At 61.6% G+C, this 22,395-nt stretch carries 16 protein-coding genes and 2 pseudogenes; 8 read left to right on the top strand and 10 right to left on the bottom strand.

Going from position 1 to position 22,395, the window contains the following annotated elements; genetic code table 11:
* Positions 1-128 precede the first annotated feature (128 nt).
* Positions 129-2,303, top strand: coding sequence for a TonB-dependent siderophore receptor (locus OS035_RS05325; RefSeq protein WP_331813431.1), 2,175 nt, complete (start codon positions 129-131; stop codon positions 2,301-2,303).
* A gap of 181 nt (positions 2,304-2,484) precedes the next feature.
* Here the strand turns inward: OS035_RS05325 and OS035_RS05330 are convergent, their stop codons facing one another.
* Positions 2,485-3,402, bottom strand: a complete 918-nt coding sequence (locus OS035_RS05330) for a helix-turn-helix transcriptional regulator (protein ID WP_131710609.1) — start codon at positions 3,400-3,402, stop codon at positions 2,485-2,487.
* A gap of 95 nt (positions 3,403-3,497) precedes the next feature.
* Between OS035_RS05330 and OS035_RS05335 the strand changes: the two genes are divergently transcribed.
* Positions 3,498-4,247, top strand: a complete 750-nt coding sequence (locus OS035_RS05335; protein WP_097624292.1) for an SDR family oxidoreductase — start codon at positions 3,498-3,500, stop codon at positions 4,245-4,247.
* Positions 4,248-4,313: 66 nt separating this feature from the next.
* Here OS035_RS05335 and fhuB read toward each other — a convergent pair whose 3' ends face one another.
* From fhuB to OS035_RS05350, 3 genes are read right to left on the bottom strand one after another with little or no spacing between them, the layout of a single operon-like run.
* Positions 4,314-6,281: a Fe(3+)-hydroxamate ABC transporter permease FhuB gene (gene fhuB, locus OS035_RS05340; RefSeq protein ID WP_331813432.1), complete on the bottom strand. Its 1,968-nt coding sequence runs from the start codon at positions 6,279-6,281 to the stop codon at positions 4,314-4,316.
* Positions 6,278-7,111 carry an iron-siderophore ABC transporter substrate-binding protein gene (locus OS035_RS05345; RefSeq protein ID WP_331813546.1) on the bottom strand — a complete coding sequence of 278 codons (834 nt, stop codon included), beginning with the start codon at positions 7,109-7,111 and terminating at the stop codon, positions 6,278-6,280. The genes fhuB and OS035_RS05345 overlap by 4 nt, the downstream gene beginning before the upstream one ends.
* 32 nt (positions 7,112-7,143) lie before the next feature.
* The gene (locus tag OS035_RS05350; protein ID WP_331813433.1) at positions 7,144-7,632 is read right to left on the bottom strand and encodes a GNAT family N-acetyltransferase; all 489 of its coding nucleotides are present in this window, start codon (positions 7,630-7,632) and stop codon (positions 7,144-7,146) included.
* A gap of 161 nt (positions 7,633-7,793) precedes the next feature.
* Here OS035_RS05350 and OS035_RS05355 point away from each other — a divergent pair, with 161 nt between their 5' ends.
* Entirely contained in the window at positions 7,794-8,453 is a 660-nt protein-coding gene (locus OS035_RS05355) for a sigma-70 family RNA polymerase sigma factor (protein ID WP_239620858.1), read from the top strand.
* Here the strand turns inward: OS035_RS05355 and OS035_RS05360 are convergent.
* From OS035_RS05360 to OS035_RS05370, 3 genes and pseudogenes are all read right to left on the bottom strand, one after another.
* Complete coding sequence (locus OS035_RS05360; RefSeq protein WP_331813547.1) at positions 8,344-9,531, bottom strand: PLP-dependent transferase; 1,188 nt, start codon at positions 9,529-9,531, stop codon at positions 8,344-8,346. The genes OS035_RS05355 and OS035_RS05360 overlap by 110 nt on opposite strands.
* An 18-nt stretch (positions 9,532-9,549) precedes the next feature.
* Positions 9,550-10,959: pseudogene (locus OS035_RS05365) on the bottom strand (MATE family efflux transporter); the annotation flags it as partial.
* Positions 10,956-11,945 carry a GNAT family N-acetyltransferase gene (locus OS035_RS05370; protein WP_331813548.1) on the bottom strand — a complete coding sequence of 330 codons (990 nt, stop codon included), beginning with the start codon at positions 11,943-11,945 and terminating at the stop codon, positions 10,956-10,958. The gene OS035_RS05370 and the pseudogene OS035_RS05365, both read right to left, overlap by 4 nt.
* Before the next feature lie 194 nt (positions 11,946-12,139).
* Between OS035_RS05370 and OS035_RS05375 the strand changes: the two genes are divergently transcribed.
* The 3 genes and pseudogenes from OS035_RS05375 (at position 12,140) to OS035_RS05385 (ending at position 17,722) form a co-directional block, all read left to right on the top strand.
* Complete coding sequence (locus OS035_RS05375; protein ID WP_222135122.1) at positions 12,140-12,358, top strand: MbtH family protein; 219 nt, start codon at positions 12,140-12,142, stop codon at positions 12,356-12,358.
* Positions 12,359-12,378: 20 nt separating this feature from the next.
* Positions 12,379-16,367 (top strand): annotated as a pseudogene (locus tag OS035_RS05380) (non-ribosomal peptide synthetase).
* Entirely contained in the window at positions 16,364-17,722 is a 1,359-nt protein-coding gene (locus tag OS035_RS05385; RefSeq protein WP_331813434.1) for a lysine N(6)-hydroxylase/L-ornithine N(5)-oxygenase family protein, read from the top strand. Before OS035_RS05380 ends, OS035_RS05385 begins: the two are co-directional and overlap by 4 nt.
* On the opposite strand, the gene OS035_RS05390 is transcribed toward OS035_RS05385, so the two are convergent.
* Positions 17,695-18,411, bottom strand: a complete 717-nt coding sequence (locus tag OS035_RS05390) for a 4'-phosphopantetheinyl transferase family protein (protein ID WP_331813435.1) — start codon at positions 18,409-18,411, stop codon at positions 17,695-17,697. The two genes, OS035_RS05385 and OS035_RS05390, sit on opposite strands and share 28 nt — an antisense overlap.
* 339 nt (positions 18,412-18,750) lie before the next feature.
* On the opposite strand from OS035_RS05390, the gene OS035_RS05395 reads away from it, so the two are divergent.
* On the top strand, positions 18,751-20,568 hold the full coding sequence (locus tag OS035_RS05395) for a HAMP domain-containing methyl-accepting chemotaxis protein (RefSeq protein ID WP_331813549.1): 1,818 nt from the start codon (positions 18,751-18,753) through the stop codon (positions 20,566-20,568).
* A 139-nt stretch (positions 20,569-20,707) separates the two neighbouring features.
* Here the strand turns inward: OS035_RS05395 and OS035_RS05400 are convergent, their stop codons facing one another.
* Both OS035_RS05400 and OS035_RS05405 read right to left on the bottom strand, forming a co-directional pair.
* Positions 20,708-21,352 carry an NrsF family protein gene (locus tag OS035_RS05400; protein WP_183781542.1) on the bottom strand — a complete coding sequence of 215 codons (645 nt, stop codon included), beginning with the start codon at positions 21,350-21,352 and terminating at the stop codon, positions 20,708-20,710.
* Positions 21,349-21,897 carry a sigma-70 family RNA polymerase sigma factor gene (locus tag OS035_RS05405; RefSeq protein WP_131710621.1) on the bottom strand — a complete coding sequence of 183 codons (549 nt, stop codon included), beginning with the start codon at positions 21,895-21,897 and terminating at the stop codon, positions 21,349-21,351. The genes OS035_RS05400 and OS035_RS05405 overlap by 4 nt, the downstream gene beginning before the upstream one ends.
* Before the next feature lie 185 nt (positions 21,898-22,082).
* On the opposite strand from OS035_RS05405, the gene OS035_RS05410 reads away from it, so the two are divergent.
* Positions 22,083-22,346: a pentapeptide MXKDX repeat protein gene (locus tag OS035_RS05410; protein WP_131710622.1), complete on the top strand. Its 264-nt coding sequence runs from the start codon at positions 22,083-22,085 to the stop codon at positions 22,344-22,346.
* Positions 22,347-22,395: the final 49 nt, after the last annotated feature.

Below are 22,395 nucleotides of genomic sequence, written 5' to 3' on the forward strand. Positions count from 1 at the left end.
CAACCTCTTCGGGAATGGCGAAAGCCGTAATTTCGTCGATTAAAAGGTGACGAAAATAATCATCTTATGTTGACAAGAGGCCCCCCGCTCCATAGGTTCCGCCCGCATCCGTGAGGTAGGGACCAAGAATGGCGCGTGTTTTTTTGAACGTTTCTAATATTGTATCGCAAGTTTACAGAAATAGCCTGTTTGCCACGACAGCTTTGGTTGCGATCAGTATTGCAGCCTCGCCGGCTGCCGCCCAGAGCGCGGCGACAGGTGACACCGCGACGGCACTGGAGCCGATCGTCATTCAAGGTGCAGCCTCTGATAGCAAGACGGACCGGACGTCGGTTACGGCCAAGAACAGCTCGGGCGCGACCAAGATCAGCACGCCGCTCGTCGAGACGCCGCGTTCCATCTCGGTCACCACCGAGAAGGAAATCGAGCAGCGCGGCGCCCAAAGCATCATCGAGGCTGTGCGCTATACGGCCGGCGTGACGACCGGGCCGAACGGCTTCGACCCGCGCTTCGATCAGATCTACATTCGCGGCTTCAACATCACGACAGTCGGGGACTTTCGTGACAGCCTGCGCCAGCCCTATATCAATTATGGCATGTTCCGCACCGATCCCTATCAGCTCCAGCGCGTCGAGGTGATCAAGGGACCGGTTTCCGTTCTCTACGGTGCGGGATCGCCGGGCGGCCTCGTCAACAAGATATCGAAGCTCCCGACCGAGGAGCCGATCCGCGAGGTTGGCATTACCTACGGCACCAAGGATCGGGTGCAGGGGATGTTCGATTTCGGCGGGCCGATCAGCGAAGGCAACGACGATTTCCTCTATCGCATCGTCGGCCTCGCTCGTCGTGGCGATACCAATTTCGACATTGTCGACGACCGCTATTTCCTGGCGCCGTCGTTTACCTGGAAGCCTGACGAGGGCACGACTTTCACGGTGTACGGCCTGGCGCAATCGGACGAGACCGACTCCAACGTCGGTGCGATCACGACCTTGGACGGCAAGATCCACGAGCTCAGGGCGAGCGATCCCGACTACGACTACCAGAAGGTCAAGCAGCAGCAGATCGGCTATCAGTTCGAACACGAATTCGACAATGGCCTGACCTTCCGGCAGAACCTGCGTTATTCGCATCTCGACCTGGAGGCCCGCTATCTCGGCGTGACCAGCTGGACCGGGACTGTCGCGCATCGCGGCACGAATGCGATCCGCGACGAAATGAACGTTTTCCAGGTCGACAACCAGCTTGAAGCGAAGTTCGACACGGGCCCGTTGGCTCATACGATGCTGTTCGGGCTCGACTACACCAATCTCCAGTCGAGCTTTGGCTACGGGGCCGGTGCTGCTGATCCGGCGTTCGACTTCGATATCACCAATCCGACCTACGGTGTCTCGGGCGCCACGCCGGACTATAGCATCTTGGCTTCCGATGCCGACCTGCGGCAGCTCGGCATTTACGCCATGGATCAGATCGAGGTCGGGAATTGGCGCTTCAACCTCGGCGGCCGGCAGACCTGGGTGAACCAGACGCGCGATGCGACCTTGCCCGCGGTCAGCTCGGAGGAGGTCGACAAGAACGCCTTCTCCTGGCAAGCCGGTGCCCTCTACCTCTTCGATAACGGCATTGCTCCCTTCGTCTCCTACGCCACATCGTTCGATCCGGTGACCAACCGTTCGACCTCAGGCAAGATCCTGGCGCCGACAGAGGGTGAACAGTACGAGCTCGGCGTGAAATATCAGCCGCCGGGCTCCGACATCCTCCTGTCGGCCGTTGCCTATCACATCGTCGAAAAGAACAAGCCGGTGCTGGTCGATCCGCTGTTGTTTGCCTATGGATCGATCGGTGAAGTGACCGGGAAGGGCATCGAACTCGAAGCCCGCGCGGCGGTAGCCGATGGCTGGGACCTTATTGCGGCCTACACTTATAACCAGTCAGAAGTGACGGGAGGCGGTGAAAACGAGGGCAATACGCCAGCCTTGACACCCTCGCACGTCGCGAGCCTCTGGGCCAATTATACGTTCCAGGAAACCAACCCGTTCCATGGCCTGTCTGTCGGCGCGGGCGTTCGTTATGTCAGCGAGAACTGGACGGATACAGCCAATACGTCGAAGAACCCCTCGAGCTTCTACATCGACGCATCCACCTCATATGATTTCGGCGCGGTCGACAAGAAATACGAAGGCCTGACGGCGGCCTTCAATATCCGCAACATCGCCGACGAACGGGACACCGTCTGCAACGAGGGCTTCTGCTATCTTGGCCAGGGCCGCAACATGACGGGGACGCTTAAGTATCGGTGGTAAGGTAGGGCTGCAGAGCCGAATAGGGCGTCTCGGCGCGCCTTCGATTGTCGATCATCTTGTCGCCCACCAGGCCGTCGACCTTGACGGCCTGGTGGGTGATCAGGCTCTCAAAAGAGTCAAGCAGCGATTTTGAGCGGCCGGAGCACTGCAAAAATCGACAAACAATCGGCGGTCAACCGAGCTATACGGCGGCGTTCGCGAGGGTCCGTGCCTGCTCGGCATATCTCGAGGGCGGCAATCCGACGAAGCGGGTAAAGGCCGTGCTGAACGCACTTGCGGAGCCATAGCCGATGCGCAGCGCTATCTCCTGAATTCCGATCTGGTCCTGCCTCAGCAGATTTTTGGCGAGCGCCATGCGCCACGATATGAGATATTCCATTGGCGCCAGGCCCATAGCGTGCCGAAAGCGAGTGAAAAACGCCGACCGCGACAGGGCCGCCTCATCGGCAAGCTGTTCCACCGTCCATTCCCTGGCTGGGTCTTCATGCAGTCGACGGATGGCCAGGGCCAGACGTGCATCCTTGAGGCCTCGCAGAATTCCGCGAGGCGTCTCCTCCCCGACATCCGACCGCAACGCCTCGACAAGCAGGACTTCCAACAGCCGGGCAAGGATCATGTTCTTTCCCGGCCGCTCAGCACGGGCTTCGTCGGTAACGAGATGAACGATCGCCGACAGCCTGTTATCGCCGCTGATATGGATGATTTGCGGCAGCAGGGAGATCAGCAACGCCGCATCAGGCGAGCCGAAAGAGAAATGGCCGACGAGCAATCGTGCATTCGCTGCACCCTGGGGGTCACCGTGGCGGGTTTCGTCCGGGAGCATTGTCACGGTAAGGGGATCGATCCCGGGCGACAACTCAGCGCCCAGACTCGACATCGTGAAGCAATGAGCCGCCGGGATCAGTACGAAGTCGCCTTCCCGCAGAATAATCCGATCGTCCTCTGCGCTGAGCTGTGAGGCACCCTCCAGGACCACGCAGTAGAATGGCTGGCCAGTCTCCTGGCGATCCACGCGCCACATCCCTGCGCCGCTGACCACCTTTGAATACCGCGCAGCTGGCTGCAGCAGCGTGACGATGTCCGCCAAAGGGTCGCTCATCGATACTCCGGATAATGTAATATGGACGATGCATGATATACAGTATCGATACCGCCGTCTACATCTACGGCCGTCAGCATAGACAGGAGACACATATGAAGACCGTTCTCATCACCGGCTGCTCATCAGGTTTCGGGCTGGAAATTGCCAGCTTCTTTCTCGCGCAGGGCTGGAAAGTGGTTGCCACCATGCGAACGCCGCACCAAGACCTTCTGCCGCCGTCGCAAAATCTCAAGATCCTCGCGCTGGATGTTACGAGCCCTGAAAGCATACATGCTGCGCTTGACGCCGCCGGTCCTGTGGGCGTGCTGGTAAACAACGCCGGCATCGGCTGGCTCAACGCGGTTGAAGGGACGTCGATGGAGACTGCCCGCGATCTTTTCGAGACGAATACGCTCGGAACCATTGCGATGACGCAGGCGGTTTTGCCGCAGATGCGGGAGCGGCAGGAAGGGGTCATCGTCAACGTCACCTCAAGCGTAACCCTTAAGCCGCTTCCGCTCCTCTCGGTCTATACGGCCAGCAAAGCCGCGGTGAACGCTTTTACCGAGTCCGCCGCGCTCGAGCTTGAGGCCTTCAACGTGCGTGTGAGGATCGTCCTTCCCGGACGCGCGCCGCAGACGCGGTTCGGCGATACGGCGCGCTCGCGGCTTCAGAAACAGGGCGGTTTCCCCGAAGCCTATTCATCGGTCGTTGCCGGCGTATTCGCGTCGTGGGAGAAGCAGTCTGAATCGGCCCTGACACAACCCGGCGACGTTGCCGAGGCGGTATGGCGCGCTGCGACCGATCCTTCCTCTCCATTGCGCATTCCCGCAGGCGCCGATGCCGAGGCATTGGCGAGCTAATACCGTCAGGCCATCCTGCTGGAGCCTTATCGGTGCAGGCTGGTGCTGCGGACGGCGGTCAGTTTCTCACGACCGCCGGCGCAGAACGATCAGCAGCATCGGGGCTCCCACAAGGGCCGAGATCAATCCGGCGGGGATCTGATAGGGAAAAGCGATCATGCGCCCCGTCCAGTCGGCGAGGACGAGAAGGGCCGCCCCAATGAGGGCGGCGGCCAGGAGCTGGGCGGCGGGCCGGCGAAGGCCGAGCCCGTGGGCAAGGTGCGGCGCCATCAGGCCGACGAAACTCAATGGGCCGACGACGAGCGTCGCCGCCGCAGTCATGATCCCCGAGAGACCGAATAGCACCGCACGTGCGGGAACGATCCTGAGGCCGAGTTCGCTTGCCGTCTCGGTTCCAAGCTGCAGCAGGGCGAGCCAGCGGCTGGTGAGAAAGGCTACGGCCAGGCAGCCGAGCGCAATGAGAAGGGCGCTTGACGCCACCGCATTGTCGACGAAATAGGTCGAGCCCGCCATCCAGCGGATGAGCGCCAGGCCGCGCGGATCGCCGCTTGCGGCAAGGACGCCGATCCCGGCATCGAGTATCGCGCCGAGGGCGATTCCCGCCAGCAGCACACGGTTCGGGCCGAAGCCGGAATGCGCACTCAGGAGGAAGATCAGGGTCAGCACAACAAGGGCGCCGCCGCCGGCAAAGGCTAGCTGGATCGTTAGGCCAGGTGCCGCAAAGGCGAACATGGCCGCCGCAACGCCGAGCGTCGCCCCCGCCGATACGCCGAGCACCTCGGGGCTTGCCATTTCGTTTCCGGTCAGCCGCTGCAGAATGAGGCCCGTCACGCCGAGCACGGTTCCGGCGCCGAACGCGGCGGCGACCCGCGGCAGCCGAAGGGGAAGGATTCCGTCCCACGCGGCGGTTGGCAGCCATGTCCAGGCGCCGTCGGGTGCGCGGCCGAAGAAGATCGCGGCAGTCGCCAATGCGATGACCAGGACGAGCAGAGCAGCGAAGGATGCCGTTTGGTTGTTGATTGCATGTTGTGGTGACGCCACGCCGGGCAGCGCGCGTGAGGCTGTGGCAAGGCGTGGGAGAAGAGCGATCAGGATCGGGCCGCCAAGCAATGCCGTCACCGCCCCCGTCGGCACGAAGTCGCCTGGAGCAACAAGCTTGATCGCCTGATCCGTCAGGAGCAGAAGGCCGGCGCCTGTAATGGGAGACCAGATCAGCTGGCTGAGGATGCGCCTGGCGCCGGCAAGCCGCACGATCTGCGGAGCGACCAGCCCGATGAAGCCGATGACGCCAACGGCGCTGGTGACGAGGGCGCTGAGCGCAATGGCAATCGCCAGCATGAAACCGCGGGCCCATTTGATCGGCAGACCGAGGCTCGTTGCGCCGGCATCGCCGATCTGGCTCAGCGTCAACGGTCTTGTGGCCAGAAGGGCAAGCGCGGTGAGCAGCGCCACCTTCGGCAGCAACGATGTCGGAATCACCCAGCTTTGCTGCGACAGCGATCCGGCGCCCCAGATGAAGATCCCGGAAAGATACTGATCGTTCATCAGCACCAGGATGGCCGCCGCCGCCCCGCACCAGAGGCCGACGATCATACCGGACAGGATGAGGGAAAAGGGCGAGAAGCCATGCCGGGCGCTGATCGAAAAGATGGCGAAGGCGGCTGCGGCACTTCCGGCAAGCGCGACCGCGTCCCGGCCCCATCCCGCCAGTGAGGGAACTGCGAGCATGACGGACACCAACGCCAGATTGGCGCCGGTGGAAATACCGAGCGTCGTCGGCGAGGCCAGCGGATTGCGCAGCACCTGTTGCAGGATCGCGCCGGAGAGTGCGAGTGCTGCGCCGGCGATCAGGGCTGTCGCCATGCGCGGCAGTGTCGAATAGAGGAGAAGAAGACGCTCGGCATCATAGCCGTCGGTCGCCGCCTTGAGATGAGGCAGCGCCGTCCAAACCTCCAGCACGGCAAGGGCCAACCCGGAAAAGAGCAGGAGGCCCGCAAGTGCGGGCGCCCCGAAGGGAGAAAATCTGGCCTTCATCTGGCTGAGATCTCCAGCGTATCGACGACCAGGGTCGAAAACCGCAGCGCCTCTTGCACCATTCCGAACATCAGAACGCCTGGAATGACCGAGATCCGCTGCCGCCTGACGAAGGGAAGGCTGGTCCAGAGCGGGCTGTCGGAAAGCTGCATCAGGGCGTCGGGTGGAAGCAGCGGCGAAACGATCATGAGATGCGCTTCCCGGTCGAGTTCGGCGAGCTGTTCCAGGCCGATCGTTTGAAATCCCCAGTAACGGGCCTCGCCTTTCCAGGCATTCTCAAGGCCGATGCGCTTCATGGCGCCACTGAAAAGCCCGGGGCCGCCGTAGATGCGCGCATGCCTGTTGTCGATGAAATTGATGACGGCAACGGGGGGCGCAGACAGGTTTTTCGTCTGGTCGCGTAACCGATCGAAGGTGGCATCGGCATGGGATAGAAATGCCTTTGCTTCCTGTGCCCGTCCGATCATCGTGCCGAGCCGTAGCGTTTCGGCGTAGGAACAGTCGAGTGCCTCGTTGTGCTCGGCATAAATGGTGAACCTCTCCACCGGCGCGATCCGCGACAGTTTATCGTCCAGTGCCGCAAGGAAAGGGGTGCTCAGAATGAGCGACGGCCGGATGCTGGTGAGGACTTCGAGATTGATCTCCGACGTGGTGCCGAGATCGACGACGCCGGCCGGCATCGTCGGCGTGACCACCCATTCCCCCCAGTTTCTCAAGGAAACGACGGCACGCGGCGCCTCGCCGAGCGCAAGCATTGTCGATGCCAGCCCGTAGTCGAGCGAAACGACGCCGCCGCCTCCGGCACGCACGGTTGCGGGTGCGCCGGTCATTGCCAGCGCACCAAGCAGAAAGTCTCGTCGTCTCAAAGCGTCGTCTCACCTGCCTGGACGCCGGCAAGCGGCTTGACCATGAACAGGCACGGGTCCTCGTGCCATAGCTTTGCAAAGACCTCCGCCCTGATAAAGCCGTTGCGGTCGTAGAAGCGCCGCGTCGCCTCGAATTGCGGTTCCTCGCGGTCGCGCGGGGCGAGCGTCTTGACCGTCAGCAACCGGGCACCCGCTTCATGGCTGAAACGTTCGGCTTCGTCGATGAGATGACGTCCGGCGCCGCGGCCGTGATGTTCGGGGCGTGTCGCGATCAGTGCGATTTCGACGGCATCAGGCAGGTGCGGCTTCAGGGCGATCAGCGCGGTGACGACATCCGCTTCGATATAGCCGAAGACCGGCAGCTCCTCGATCGCCTGGGCGCTCGCTTCGATGACTTCGGGTTCCGAAAACCAGTCGGGCAAAGCCCTCATGATCGATCGGCAGAGCTCCGCCTTGCCCGTCAGGATCTCAACTGTCCTTCCCATTTTTCTCGCTTTCACTCCGTCGATTTAAACTTGACTCCTGTTATCACCTTAAAATAAACACTGCAATCAAATCGTGTACTTTCCTGCAAAAAAGAGCGCCACGACTACGTCGACCAGTAACGACAAAGCCTGTTTTCCATTTGTAAAAAGGGTACGGGACAATGCAAGCATTGCATCGCGATGTGAATGGAAATGCCGTTGTCAACGCTATGATCGAAAACAAGGATAAGCTCCTTAAGACGATTGAAAGCGTTGTTAAATCAAGGTCATATTCTGAGGATATCTTTCAGGATGGTGTTATTAAAGCTTACGGGGTCAAAACCGATGGTATTCGTTGCCCGATCGGTTACGCCTTTCGGATGGTTTATAATCTCGCACTCGACGAAAGCCGCCGCCGCCGTCAGCAGATGAACAACTATAGGTCGATAGATCAGGTTCAGGAGATCACGGCTCCCATCCCAACTGTGCTCGACCAGCTTGTCGCCGCCGAGACGCTGCGCGATGTGCTTGCCTCGCTCGAGGCCTTGCCGAAGCGCACCAACGATGCCTTCATACGGCACCGCCTCAACGGCGTGCCGCAGAAGGATATTGCCGCCGAACTCGGCGTCTCAAGGACCCTCGTCAACTTCATGATCAAGGCGGCGGAGGAGCATTGCCATCTCGCGATGGCCGAACCCCTCCTGCGCCCCGATTATGCGCACCGGCAAGTTGTTAACGTCTCGCAGCGTGCAGCGCCTGCTGCAAATCGTTCCACAGCAGTTCCGGCTCTTCCAGGCCAACGGCGAAACGAACCGTCTGCTCGCTCACGCCGAACCGGATGAAGGAAGTCATCCGGTCGGGGATCTGCAGCGCCACCTTGGCGGGGACCACCAGTGTTTCGGGTCCCCCCCAGCTAACGCCGAGGCGGATGTCGCGGAGACTATTCACAAAACGGGCGACGTCGATATCGGGATTGAGGTCGAAGGCGAACAGCCCGGCATAACCCGACAGCGTCGCCCGACCGGGATGATCCTGAAAGGCCGGGTGACGGACGCGCGCGATCGCCGAATGCTGTTTCAGCCGATCGGCCAGCAGAAGCCCGCTGCGCTCATGTTCCTTCAGCCGGACACGCAGGGTCCGCATGCCGCGCAGCAGCAGCCAGGCCTCGAACGGCGAGAGCTTGGCGCCGACATAGGGATAGGAGGTCGCGTTGATCCGCGCGATCGCCTCCTTCGAGCCGACGACGACGCCGGCGACCGTATCGCTGTGGCCGCCGAGATATTTCGAGGCGGCGTGGATGACGATATCGACGCCGTGCTGGATCGGCTTCTGAAACAGCGGCGTTGCCCAGGAATTGTCGATGATGGTGGTAACGCCCGCCTCCTTCGCCATGGCCGACAGCGCCGCAATATCCTGCAGCTCGAAGACGAAGGATGTCGGGTTTTCGAGATAGAGCAGCTTGGCGCCGGAGAGCGCCTTGCGGACCTCGTCGTGGTCGGCGGGATCGACGAAATCGACGGCGACGCCGAGCCGGTCGAGCAGTTTAACCAGAAGACGGTAGACATCATTATAGAGGTGGCGGACGGCGACGACCCGGTCGCAGGCCTGCACCAGGCTCAGAATTGTCGAGGTGATGGCGGCCGTTCCGCTCGAAAAGGCGCGCCCATCCTCGGCGCCCTCGAGGCGGGCGACCAGGAGTTCGAATTCGCGGACGGTCGGATTGTCGCCGCGCGAATAGATGTAGTTGCGGGTGCGGCCGGCGAAAACATCCTCCATCGCCTCGTAACTGTCATAGGTGAAAAGCGAGGTCTGGAAGATCGGCGGCGACACGGCGTTGAATGCCGCCGGATCGACGGGCGTGAAGAGATCGTCGGCGACTGCATGGGCGCCAAGGTCGTGCGGATTGATCGATTGGTTCATGGTCATCCTCTCATGGACAAAAGCTGGATAGGGACGGATGGAGGTCAGACGGCTGGTGGAGCGCTGCCGGAGTGCGCTGAGCGATCTCACCAGGCAGACCGCGGACAGCAGGCCGGTCAGGGCCGAGGCCAGGAACATCGCGGCCAGCAGGCCTGAAAAGCCGAAGAAGGGCGGCAGGAACGCAAGCAGCGGAAAAAGCAGATAGCCGTTCTGCGCCAGGCCGATGGCAACCGCCGCCTTGGGTCTGCCCTGCGCCTGGAAAAGGATCAGCACCGTTTGCCGCAGGCCGAACAGCAGAAGCGGAAGATGGGTTGCGACGATCGCCTGCCCGGCTATCCCGATCGCTGTCGCATCGTTGGTGAAGAAGGAGGCAAGCTCTTTGGAGAAGGCAAGCGCGGTCAGCCCACAGGTGCCACTCACCGCACTCGTGACCGCTGTCAGGATGCGGGTTGCCGACAGCACCCTGGCCATATCGCCTCGACCCCAGGCAAAGCTTAGGATGGACTGGGCCCCAAGCGAGATGCCGATAACGGGAAGTGTTCCGACCGCAAGCAGCCGCAAGGCAATCCCGATGCCGGCAATGCCGGCTTCTCCGTGATAGGTGGCGGCGAGCGACACCATGATCGCAATCGCGCCTGCCGTCGTAAGGCTGGTCAGCGTCGTCGGCGCCCCGACTGCAAGGACGGGCCTGAGAGTGCGGATGTCCGCCAACCGCCAGTCGAGGCTCAGCCGGACCGCCCCAAGCCGCCTGATGTGGTAGGCGCCATAGATGGAAAGCGCGACGAGCTGGGACAGGATGGTGGCGATGGCAACGCCTTCTAGGCCGAGGCCGAATCCGAAAATCATGATCGGGTCGAGGATCATGTTCAAGGCAAAGCAGGCGACCAGCGTCCACATGCTGAAGCGGGCGTTACCCTCGGCGATCGCCAGGAAATCGAGAATGATCTGCGCCATCGTCAGCGGGACCGAGATCGCGATGATCATCAGGTAATGTTGCGCAAGCGGCTCGATCGCGGGCGTGGCGCCGAACAGCGGCAGATCCGGAAAGGCGACGAGTGTGAGCGCACTTGCCGCGCCGAAGGCGACGCCGGCAGCAAGGCTGATCGACGCAATGGCGCCGGCCCGCGAGCGGTTGCCGGCGCCGAGCATCCGCCCGACCTCGGTTGCGACGCCGACGCCGATGCCTTCGCCGAAGGCGGCGATCAGCATCAGGATCGGCAGGACGATCATGATCGCGGCGATCTGGTCTTCGCCGATCATGCCCACGAAGACCATGTTGATCGTGTGATGCGCGGCATTGATCGACAGGCCGAACATGGCCGGCAGTCCTAGCCGCAGCAGCAGCCTGAGAAGTTGAGGATTGGCAAGATCTTCCGGGGCGAGGCGCCGTTTGCGAAGACTGCCGCTCATCTCGCTCATATCGTTCATGATGCGGGCACCCAGAGATGGTCGCCGAAAAAACGCTCGCGGGTCAGCATGACGAGCAGCGCCCGCTTGTGCGGAAAATTGAAATGCTTGACCTTGGCGAAACCCGAGCGATCGAGGTTGCGGATCTGCTGCTCGTGACTGGCGCGCGGCTCGCCGACGATGCGCTTCGTGCGCGGATCGTCTAGGAAGATGAAATGCATCAGCGAGGGAAGCCAGGCGCTGATCCATTTCTTGCCGCGATAATCGGGTTCGCCGATCGCGACATGCCAGCCGCGGTCATAGTCGTCGGCATCGTAGAAGGGGCCGAGCCGGTTTTCCTTGGCCCAGTAGACCTCGAAATAACCGAAGGGGATGTCCGCGAAACTGCCGATCAGCGGCAGGACATGCGGATCGGCGATCCGCTCCTCCAGGATCTCCCGGTGCCTGTCGAGCGAGCCCGCATCCTCCCAGATCATATTGACCTGCTCGTCGTTCATCCAGCGATGGAAGGCGGCAAGATCGGTCTCGGGATCGGCCACCCGGAAGCTGATGTCGCGTTCCAGCCAGGGAATGAATCGCCGGTAGACCGTGCCCTTCGGCTTTGCCGGCCGGCGCGGATGATAACGGCCGGCGGTCATTTCCTGCACCGGCGGCAGCGGGTAGCTGAGCTGCGGCAGCCAGAGCGACGGCCATTGCCAGAGGATCTCCGAATCCAGCGTGCCGCCGGCGCCGGAAATATGCGGCGGGAGGCTCGCCTGATGCCCGTCGAAGACGACTGATCTGATCGAGCGATCTTCCGCCGTCACGGCTTCGGCGGCCGCCATCAGAAGCTCGGCCGATCGCACGGGATCGCCGTGGTAGAAGGTGAGCGTCGCGGTGTCGGCCTCGACCTCGAATGCGGCCTCGTGGTGACCGTGCGCGGTCTTCAGATGGATAAGATTGGGTGCGAGGCTGATGTAGCTGCGCGACTGCAGAACGCGCCTTTGTTTGGCGGCGTCGAAATCCATGATGTTCTCCTTGATCGACCGGGCTTTTGATGTGGCGAGCATGAAGCCAGCTCTTCTGCCGATTTGGTAGAATGACGATCCATCTCTGGGCGAATTTAGGGGTGAACGAAGAAAAAAATTCTCAGCAATTTTCTAAACCGCAGCCATCGGGATTCGTCATTTGCGCATGACATCAATCACCGCAGGAGCTTTCGATGGACAGTTTTGAGCCTCGCGACGATCTCTGGATCGCCGTCATCGACACCGAGCACCACTACTCGGTCTGGCCGCAGGACAAGCGGATTCCCACGGGCTGGGAGCCGGCCGGCTTTGCCGGTTCACGTCAGAAATGCCTGGCCCATATCCGCGACGTCTGGACGGACCCGCGTCCCCTCTCGCTGCGCTCGGCAATATCAGGCGATGCGCGTCTCTGAATAACGTCCGGATCCCCAAGATGAACAAGCAAATCACAAATTTCGCCGATGCTTCCCCGACCGATGCTGCAATGGATGCGGTCTTCGAGAGCTTTCCGCTGACGATCGCGCAGAAGCGCATCTGGTCACTGGAGCAGATCGGCAATTACACCGTCTTTCCCGACCAGATCATCGGGCTGCGATTGAGCCCGCCAACCGACCTCGAGATGATTGTCGGCGCCTGCCGGGCGCTCATGGCGCAAAATGCGTCGCTTGCTAGCCGCTTCCGCCGGCTGGCGGGCGGCCGGATCGAGCAATATCGCGGCGCATCGAGCGCGGTGCCGATCGAGATCCTCGGCAGAGACGGTGCGGCCCTTTCCGAGCCGGATGCGTCGGCGGCAAGGAAAGCCTTCCGCGACAAGCGCTTCGATCTGCTAGAGGAGCCCGGTGCACGCATCCAGATCATCCGGCTTGCCCAGGGGCAGTCGCTGCTGACGATCGTGCTGCATCCGATTGTCTGCGACGACCACGAAAAATCCGTTCTTGCCAGGTCGCTGGCGCGAATTCTCGATGGCGAGCCCATTGGCGACATGCATCCGCTGGAAATCTCGGCCGGGACGCGGGAGGCCGATTGGCTGGAGACGGACGAAGCGCGGGAAGCGCTTGCCTATTGGCGCGACACCATCGGTCTCGACTATGCGGCCTCGACTTTTCCCACCCGCTTCAACAGCGGCGGGCTGGCAGGCGTGGCGCGCGCGCAGCACCGATTTTCGATCGAGGCCGACCTCTGGAGCAAACTCGAACGGGATGCGGCGGGGAAGGGCGTTCCGGTCGAGCGCGTGCTTCACGCCGCCTTCTGCGCCCTGCTGGCCCGCTACAGCGGCAACTACGCTTTGCTGACCGGCCTTCTCGTTGCGCGGCCACATAAGGAGCATTTTGCCAGCCGCGGCCGTGCCGAGCAGGTGCTCCCGCTCATCCTGTCGCTGACCTCGAGACATTCTCTCGACGATATCATAGCGGCGATCTCGTCGGCGAGCGAAGAGGGGCAACGCCGGCTCCTGCCGCTGGAACGCATCACCCAGGAACTGGTCGTCGACGAAGCCGCCGCCCAGGAAGCCGTGGTCAAGGCGCTGTTCGAATTCCGCGGACGCTATGCGGTGCCCAGCCACGCCACAAATCTGGAGCCGCCGGGCGCCCGCGCCGACAGCGAGCTTTCCCTGGTGGTCGAGGCGCATTCGGGCGGCGCATCCGCGCTGATCGACTACGCGCAGGATCTTTATGACGGCGCCCTGGTTGCCCGCATCGCCAGGCATTTCGGCCTCCTACTCGAACAAATGGTCGCCCAGCCGAATGTGAGGATCAAGGATATCGAACTGGTGGGGACCGAAGAGCTGGACTGGCTGTCGGCGCCTTACGAGGATGATGCCGTCAACGACGACAGGCCGGTGCATGAGCTGATCGCAGCCCATTCGCGCCGCACGCCTGAGAAGACCGCGATCGTCTACGGTGACGAGGAATGGAGCCATGGCTGGCTGGAAGCAAACACCAACCGCCTCGGGCATCGGCTGCGGCAGCTCGGCGTTCGCGCCGAGGTGACGGTCGCCATCTTCATCAAGCGCTCGCCGGAGGCGATCGTCGGCATTCTCGCAACGCTGAAGGCCGGCGGCGCCTATATTCCCGTCGAGCCCGACCACCCGCCGGTACGCAACCACCACATCCTGCGCGACGGGGGCGTCAAGATCGTCCTGACCCATAGCTGGCTGCGCCATCGGCTGCCGGAAGAACTCGACGCCATTATTCTCGAACTCGACAAGATCGACCTCGACGGCGAGCCGGATACGCCGCTCTATAGTCCCACGCACAGGGATCAGCTCGCCTATGTCATGTACACGTCGGGCTCGACCGGATTGCCAAAGGGCGTCGCCGTCGAACACGGGCCGCTGACGCACCATCTGCAAAACACCTCGCGAGTCTACGGCATGAGCTCGGAATCTCGTGAGCTGCCGTTCCTGCCCTTCAGCTCGGATGGCGGCCATGAGCGGTGGATGAACCCGTTGATGGAGGGCGGCAGCATCATCCTTCCCGATCAGCCGCTCTGGACGCCGGAAGAGACATTGACGGCGATGCGCAAGCATGGCGCCAACAATGCCAGCATTCCCACAACCTATCTGCAGCAGCTGGCGGAGTGGGCTGACATCACCGACGGGGCGCCGCCGATGCGGCTTTACTCGTTCGGCGGCGAGGGGCTTGCACAACCGACCTTCGATCTTCTGTCGCGGGCACTGAAGGCGGAATGGCTGATCAACGGTTACGGTCCCACAGAAACCATCATGACGCCGATGGTCTGGAAGGTGAGGGCCGGTACGAAGTTCCAGGGCGTCTATGCGCCGCTCGGCCGCGCCGTCGGGCTGCGGCGCGTCTATGTGCTCGATCCCGATCTCAATCTTTGCCCGATCGGCGTCACCGGCGAACTCTACATCGGCGGCGAGGGCATTGCGCGCGGCTATCTCGGCAAGCCGGATACGACGGCCGATCGCTTCATTCCCGACCCATTCTCCAAGGAGGGCGGCCGGCTCTATCGCTCCGGCGACCTGACGCGTTGGCGTGAGGACGGAACCGTCGAATTCGTCGGCCGCGTCGACCATCAGGTGAAACTGCGGGGATACCGCATCGAGCTCGGCGAGATCGAAGCGGCCCTCCTCCAGCAGCCCGGCGTCGGTGAAGCGCTGGTCGTGCTGCGCGATGACGATGCCGGCGAGAAGGCGCTGGTCGCCTATGTCGTTCCGAAGAAGGACGAGACGTTGAACGTCGAGACCGTCCGCGCCGGCCTCGAACGCAGCCTGCCTTCCTACATGGTGCCGGCGGCGGTGGTCGAACTGGAAAAGATGCCGACCAATCCGAACAGCAAACTCGACCGCTTCGCGCTGCCCGCACCCCAGCCGGTCCGGCGCGAAATCGTCGAGCCGGCGACCACACTCGAAGAGGAGGTACTGGATGTCTGGCGCCAGGTTCTGAAGCTGGAAGCGATCAGTGTCGAGGATAATTTCTTCACGATCGGCGGCAATTCGCTGGGCGCGATCCGCATTCTTTCGCAGCTCAGGCAGCGCCGGCCGAAAACGCCGCTCACCGTCGCCGATATCTTCAATAATCCGACCATCCGCGCCTTTGCCGGCGTGATGGAGCAGGGGACCGAACGGGATCTGTCGCAGGTGATCGTGCTGCGCGCTTCCGGCGCCAAGCCGCGGCTCTATTGCTTCCCGGGGCTTCTCGTCAGCACCGCGAATATGTGAAGCTGGTCGATTATCTCGGCGCCGACCAGCCGGCGACCGGCTTCATTTGCCATTCGCTGTCCGAAAAGAAGGAAGTCGGCGCGCCGATCGAAGAGATCATCGAGAGCTATGTCGATCATATCAGGACCCACAGCAAAGGCGCGCCTTGCACCTTCCTCGGCTGGTCCTGGGGCGGGCTTCTGGCCTACGAGGCGGCCCGGACGCTCGGCAACGAGGTCGACGTCAGGATGATGGCGATGGTCGATGTTTGCGACCTCGGCTCTGAATTCGCGATCGGCGCCAAGCCGAGGTTCCGGCCGGGCGAGCGCGACATGCTTCACCGTGATGTCGATGCATGGCTGCAAAAGACGGAGATGCGTCCCGAATGGGACCGGCTGCTGTCGACGATGGATGCCGATACCTACGATCAGTTCCTACGCTTCGTCGGCGACGAAAAGGACCCGCTTCCGACCGACGGGCCGGATATCAGCAGCCGCGAGCATACGTTCTGGGTGCTGATCGACAATGCCCTGATCTTCCGCAAGCATCGGCTCGTCCCTCACGATGTGCCGATCTATCCCTGGGCAGCCGACGACAGCCTCAATCGGGGCCTTAACCTGATTGACTGGCGCCGCCTGTCGCCGCGGGCGCATGCGGCCGAAATCATCACCGGCACCAACCATCTGCACATGATCGGGTCTCCCGCCTTCCATTCAAGGCTTGCCCTGCGTCTCCAGGAAACAGAGAAGGATTTCGCATGACCGTCGCTTTTACCCGCAGGGATGCCGTCAACGAGCCGCTCGATCTTGCCGGCATCGGCATCGGACCCTCCAATCTGAGCCTTGCCTGCCTGCTGGAATCGGTGCCCGAGGTCCGCAGCCGCTTCTTCGAGCGGCGGGACGCATTCGACTGGCATCCCGGCATGATGATGCCCGGCGTCGAGTTGCAATCGTCCTTCCTGAAGGACCTCGTCACGCCGGTCCTGCCCACCAGCCGCTGGTCGTTCGTTTCCTATCTGGTTGCGCATAAGAGGCTCTATGCCTTCCTCAACGCCAATTATGACGCCGTTCCGCGGCAGGAATTCGCACGTTATCTCGCCTGGGTCGCCAAGGGCGTGGAGGGTTTGCGTTTTGGAACTGACATTCGCGATGTCGAGCACCGCGACGACCGTTTCGTCCTGCGTTTCGACAACGGCCAGGAGGAAGCGAAGAACCTGGTGATCGGCACGGGATCTTCGCCCTTCGTGCCCGACTGGGCAAAACCCTTCCTTGGTGCCGATTGCTTCCATAACAGCGAGGCGAAATCGCGTATCACCGATCTTCGTGCTGGCCGCATCGTCGTCGTTGGCGGCGGCCAGAGCGGCGGCGAGGTCGTCGAAGCCTTGCTTGCGGACCCGAGTTCGATGAAAGAGCTTACATGGATCAGCCGACGACACAATTTCGAGCCGATCAACGACACGCCGTTTTCAAACCAGGTCTTTTCGCCTGAGTATGTGCAGGCCTATCTGAAGCTCGGCGGCGAGCAGAAGCAGGCAGCCTTGAAGAACTCGATCCTGACCAGTGACGGCTTGTCGATTTCGACGATTCATTCGATCTACCGCCGCCTTTACGCGCTGCGTTATCTCGAGCCGAGCACTCTGAACGCATCTTTGTCGCCGAGCCGCGACGTGATCCAGATGGAACGGAACGGTAATGCCTATCGGCTCATTGTCAGAAATCAATTCGACGGCGGGATCGAGGTGATGCATGCGGATGCGGTGGTGCTGGCAACCGGCTACCGGTTCCGATTGCCGGATGCGCTCGCGTCGCTGGGTGAACGGATAACGCTCGACAGAAACGGCTATCCCATGCTCAACGACGATTACACGATGCAATGGACAGGCCCGCGGGCAAACCGGCTGCTGGCGCAGAATGCAGGTCGAAACTCGCATGGTATCGCCGACTCTCAGCTCAGCCTGATGGCTTGGCGCAGCGCGACGATCGTCAATACGCTGCTCGGCCGGCAGCATTTCGACGCGGAACCGGACAATGCGCAATTGGCCTGGGCAACGGAGACGGCGTCCGCAATGCCGCACCAGCTCATAGCCGGCTATTCGGACGGCATGCTGTCGTCCTGAAATATCCGTGTCGAAATGCCGGGGAGCCCGGATTGGCAGCAGGCAGCCAGCGCGACGACGTGCCGGCTGCCGCTTTCGATGAGACGGTGGTGCCATCGCCGATCGCGATCGCCGCCGACCATGACGGGGACGCCATCCTTCCAGGCAAAAGCGATATTGCGAGGATCCTCGCGCAGCCCGACGCCCAGCGCCTTCAGATGGCTCTCCTTGAGCGTCCAGAGCGCGACAGCCGCTTGCGCACGTTCGCGGGCAGACAATTCCGCGAGCCAGCGTCGTTCGTCCCCGCTGCAATAGCTCGCCACTGCCGCCTCTTCGATCTCGACGTCGATGCGTTCGCAGTCTATTCCGACGTGATCACATCCTGAAGCGACAGCGACCGTCACCAGCCCGTCAGCATTGGCGAGGCTGAATTGCGGCGCATCACGACCATCGAGCCTCAGCTTGCCGTCCTTGTCCGCAGACAAGACCAGCTCGCCCGGCGCTGTCCCGGTAGACAAGCTCAACAGCCGTCGCAGGAGGTAGCGGCCGGCCATGAACGAGGCGCGATCGCCTTCGAACCGGTAGGTCGCCGCCCGATCCCGTTCCTCCTGTGAAAGCGACTCCATCCAGCAATTCCAGTGGCGTTCGTTGCTGGAATATTGCCAGAGCGCGATTTCAATTCCGGCAGGGTGATTGTCCGATTTCTGCATGGGTCCATTATCTCTGCGCAACACCGCGTCGCAAGCACCCGATCGTATCGAGAGGATTCAGCGTGGGCCATTTTTTGCTCGCGATGGCTGTTTTTCTTCGGGATTCCAGTAACTTGAGGTCGTGACGTCGTGAATTGAACGCGGAAGTAACTGTCCGCGCAAAAGATTTCCGCAAACAGAACAAGGTCCATTGTTTAGTTAATACTAAATTATTGAATCTGGTGCGAGATTTTGCATCAACCGGCAAGCCGGTCGTCCCAGCTCTTCGAGGAGACCCGCATGAAGCGCCCGAGCATCAAGCAAGCCCTGATCGTGAAGCTGTCGATCATCAGCCTTTTCATGGTTTGTCTGTCCTATATCTCACTGAGCACGATTTCTACGCTTCGTGCCAATACCGAGCAGATCGGGACCTTCTGGATGCACCGGCTTGTGACCGCGCGGGAGATTAAGGATAACTTCCTCGATCTGAAACTGGTCTACGCTCAGTATCTCCTGGAAGATACGGCGGAGGAACTGAAGGCCGGACAACAGACAATCGATACCGCTCGGGCCGCGGTTGAGAAAGTTGTTGCGGAATACGAAAAGGGTGTCCGCACCGAGCGCGGGCGCGAACTGATCAATCAGATCAAGCCTGAACTGGACAAGTATAGCGGGCTGGCAGAGCAGATGATTGCGCTGCAAAATAGTGACAAGGCATCCGACGCGGCTCGCTTCTTCAAGGAGAATATGGAACCGCAATCCGTGCTGGTGGATAAGGGCGTCAGCGATCTGGTTGCTTTCATTCTCAGTCAGGCCGAAGGCTTCGTTGCCGCGAGCGACGGTTCCGCGACGTCCGCTTTCATGTTGGCGGCCGCAATCGCGGCGCTGGCCGTGCTCATCGCCATGGCTGGCATCGCCTTCGCAGTTTTCGGCATCGCCAATCCGATCCGAAGCATCGCATCGGCCATGAGACGTTTGTCGGACGGTGACCTTGATAGCGCCATACCCGGTGCCGGCCGCGCCGATGAAGTTGGGGAAATGGCCGGTGCTGTCGAAGTCTTCCGCCAGAATGCTCTCAATGTCGTCAGGCTTGAAAAGGAAGCTGCTCTCTCCCGCAGCGAAAGTGAGGCAGTGCGCGCGGCAGCCCAGCAGCGCGCCGAACGCGAGGCCGAACAATTGCGCTTCGCAACCACGACCTTGGGTGGAGGCCTTCGACGGCTTGCGGCAGGCGACATATCTTTCCAGCTTTCGGATCAATTTGCCGCCGAATACGAGACCTTGCGCGAAGACTTCAACGCGTCGCTCCGGCAATTGGGCACGACGATCGGGGCGGTGCTCCAGACGGTACACAGCATAGATAGCGGTAGCGGCGAGATCGCATCCGCTGCGCAGGACCTTTCCAAACGTACCGAACAGCAAGCCGCCTCTCTCGAGGAGACGGCCGCAGCCCTGGACGAAATCACCTCGAATGTGACGATGGCGTCCAAACGCACCGACGAGGCACGCAATGTGGCCCTGGAGGCCGATATCAGCGCTCAGCGGTCGGCAACTGTCGTAGCAGAGGCGGAACAGGCCATGCGACGCATCGAGGATAGTTCGGAGCAGATATCGAACATTATTGGTGCGATCGATGAGATTGCCTTCCAGACCAACCTCCTGGCGCTGAACGCCGGCGTTGAAGCTGCCCGTGCGGGTGAGGCCGGCAAAGGTTTTGCCGTGGTCGCACAAGAAGTCCGTGAGCTAGCTCAACGCGCTGCTCAAGCAGCCAAGGAGATCAAAGGCTTCATTCAGAAGTCCTCGACGGACGTCAAAAATGGCGTCAAACTGGTTCTCGAAACCGGTACGTCGCTGAAAGCGATTGGTGAGCACGTCATACAGATCAACCAGCTCATGGATGCGATTGCCACCTCGGCGCGCGAGCAATCGACCGGACTTGCCGAGATCAACACCGCCGTCAATCATATGGACCAGGCGACCCAGCAAAATGCGGCAATGGTCGAGCAGTCGACGGCCGCCGCCGCCTCTCTGTCCTCCGAGGCGGGCCGCCTGCGGCATCTCGTCAATCAATTTCAGTTGGACGGCGACAGAAGCACGGCGGGCGTGGAGAACGGCAGCCGGGGCTCCGACAGCGACATGCCGATCCGGCTGGTCGCTCAGCGGCGCGCCATGCAAAGATGAAGCGTGATGTCGGTACGCCGGACGATCTGTTGGCCGCTGGCGGCGCAATGACGCGCTAACGCGCGACAACAATGCCCCTGATCGACGCAAGAGGACCCGGTCTATGCAGGGCTTTTCAGGCCCGGCGGCACCGAAGGATCTACCAGCGGAGGAGGCGAGGGCCGGTGACGGCGCCGAGCGCGCCGGTGAGCAGGATGCCCAGCGAATACCAGATCAACACGAAGGGCATGCCGTTCTCGGTGCAGAACCACGAATAGACCCAGGCGCCCGCGGCCCCCGCGGCAATGCCGGCGACGAAGCCCGTCAGCCGCAGATCGGTTGGCGCCGCCTGGCGCAGCGCCCAGACGGCGCCGGCATAGACGGGTAGGGCAAAGCCGAGGATCAGCAGCGGGCAATGGAGCGCCGAAGAGCCGAGGATCAGCACCGGATAAGCCTCGGTTGGAGCCATCATCAGCTGGATGGCAGCGACTGCCGCCATGGCGGCGAAGATTAAGGCAAGCAAATCGAAAAAACGGCCCTCGGAACCGTCAGGGCGGGAAAGCCGATAGACGGCGAGGAGCGCCACGACTGCAATCAGCGCATTATAGGCCGATTTGATCCAGAAGACCGGCAGCATCAGCACGTCTGATATATCGACCCGCGGACCGAGAATGGTCAGCATCAGCAGCAGGGAGAGCCCGAGCGCCGGCACGATGCCGAGCGCGAAGCGGCGGCGCAGCGCATCGCTCGGCACCGGCTTCAAGTCACCTGCCAGGCGTTCGATGAGGTCGTCCGTTTTTGTCACGATGTGCCTCGCATTCTCTCTGCCAGCGCCTTCAGCGCCCGGTGGATGCCGACCTTCACCGCCGATTCGGACTGGCCCGTGCGGCTTGCGGTGTCGGCGACCGACTGGCCCTCCAATTTCACCTGCCGGATCAGCTCACGTTGTCTCGGTGACAGCCCGTGGAGCAACCGCTCGACATCCATGCTGGCCGTCAGCGCATCCTCGCTGAAGTCGCTTTCGATCTCCTCGCCAAGCTCGGTCTCGGCGAGCCTGCGTCCGCCGCGGCCGCGATGATGGTCGATCAGCTTGTAGCGGGCGATCGAAAAGAACCAGGCCGTGAATGGCCTTTCCCGGTCATAGGTGGATCGGCGCGAATGCAGCGCCAGCAATGTCTCCTGAACCAGGTCTTCCATATCCGCTTTCGCCGCCGCCGCCATTCTGCGGCTGTAATAACCGACAAGCAGCAGGCGCAAAGCCGCCAGCAAACGCCGATAGGCCGCCTCGTCCCCGTCAAGGGACAGAAGCATTAATGCTTTCAGGGCTTCTTCCGAATGGGCGGTTGTCATGCTGTCAGAGACTTCATTCGATGGAAGCTGCCGATCGGTTACAGGGAAGATGAAAACAATGTTGGTATCACAGCTCTATCACAAGCGCGTGAGACTGTAACGCATCCCGACGCTCCCCCGAATAGCCAAATGTGAGCCATCGGCAGGCCGCCGGCGGACACGAAAATCCATTTCGGGAGAGTTCCATGACCAAGCTTTTTTCCAGCCTTGCAGCCTGCACCTTCATCGTCGGTCTTTCGCTCGCCGGCGCCGCTTCGGCTGAAGACGCCATGAAGTCCGATACGATGAAAAAGGACACGATGAAGAAGGACACGATGCAGAGCAGCGCCATGTCGAAGGATGCCATGAAGATGTCGGGCACCAAGACGGACTGCATGCACAAGGCCGGCATGGAAAAGGATGCGATGAAAAAGACCGATATGATGAAGGCCTGCGACGCGATGAAGTAGCGTTCGCGTCTGCGCGGCCGCTGAAACTTTTCTACAGCGCCGCGCGTCT

Source organism: Rhizobium sp. 268 (assembly GCF_036571585.1).
Taxonomy (GTDB): domain Bacteria; phylum Pseudomonadota; class Alphaproteobacteria; order Rhizobiales; family Rhizobiaceae; genus Rhizobium; species Rhizobium redzepovicii.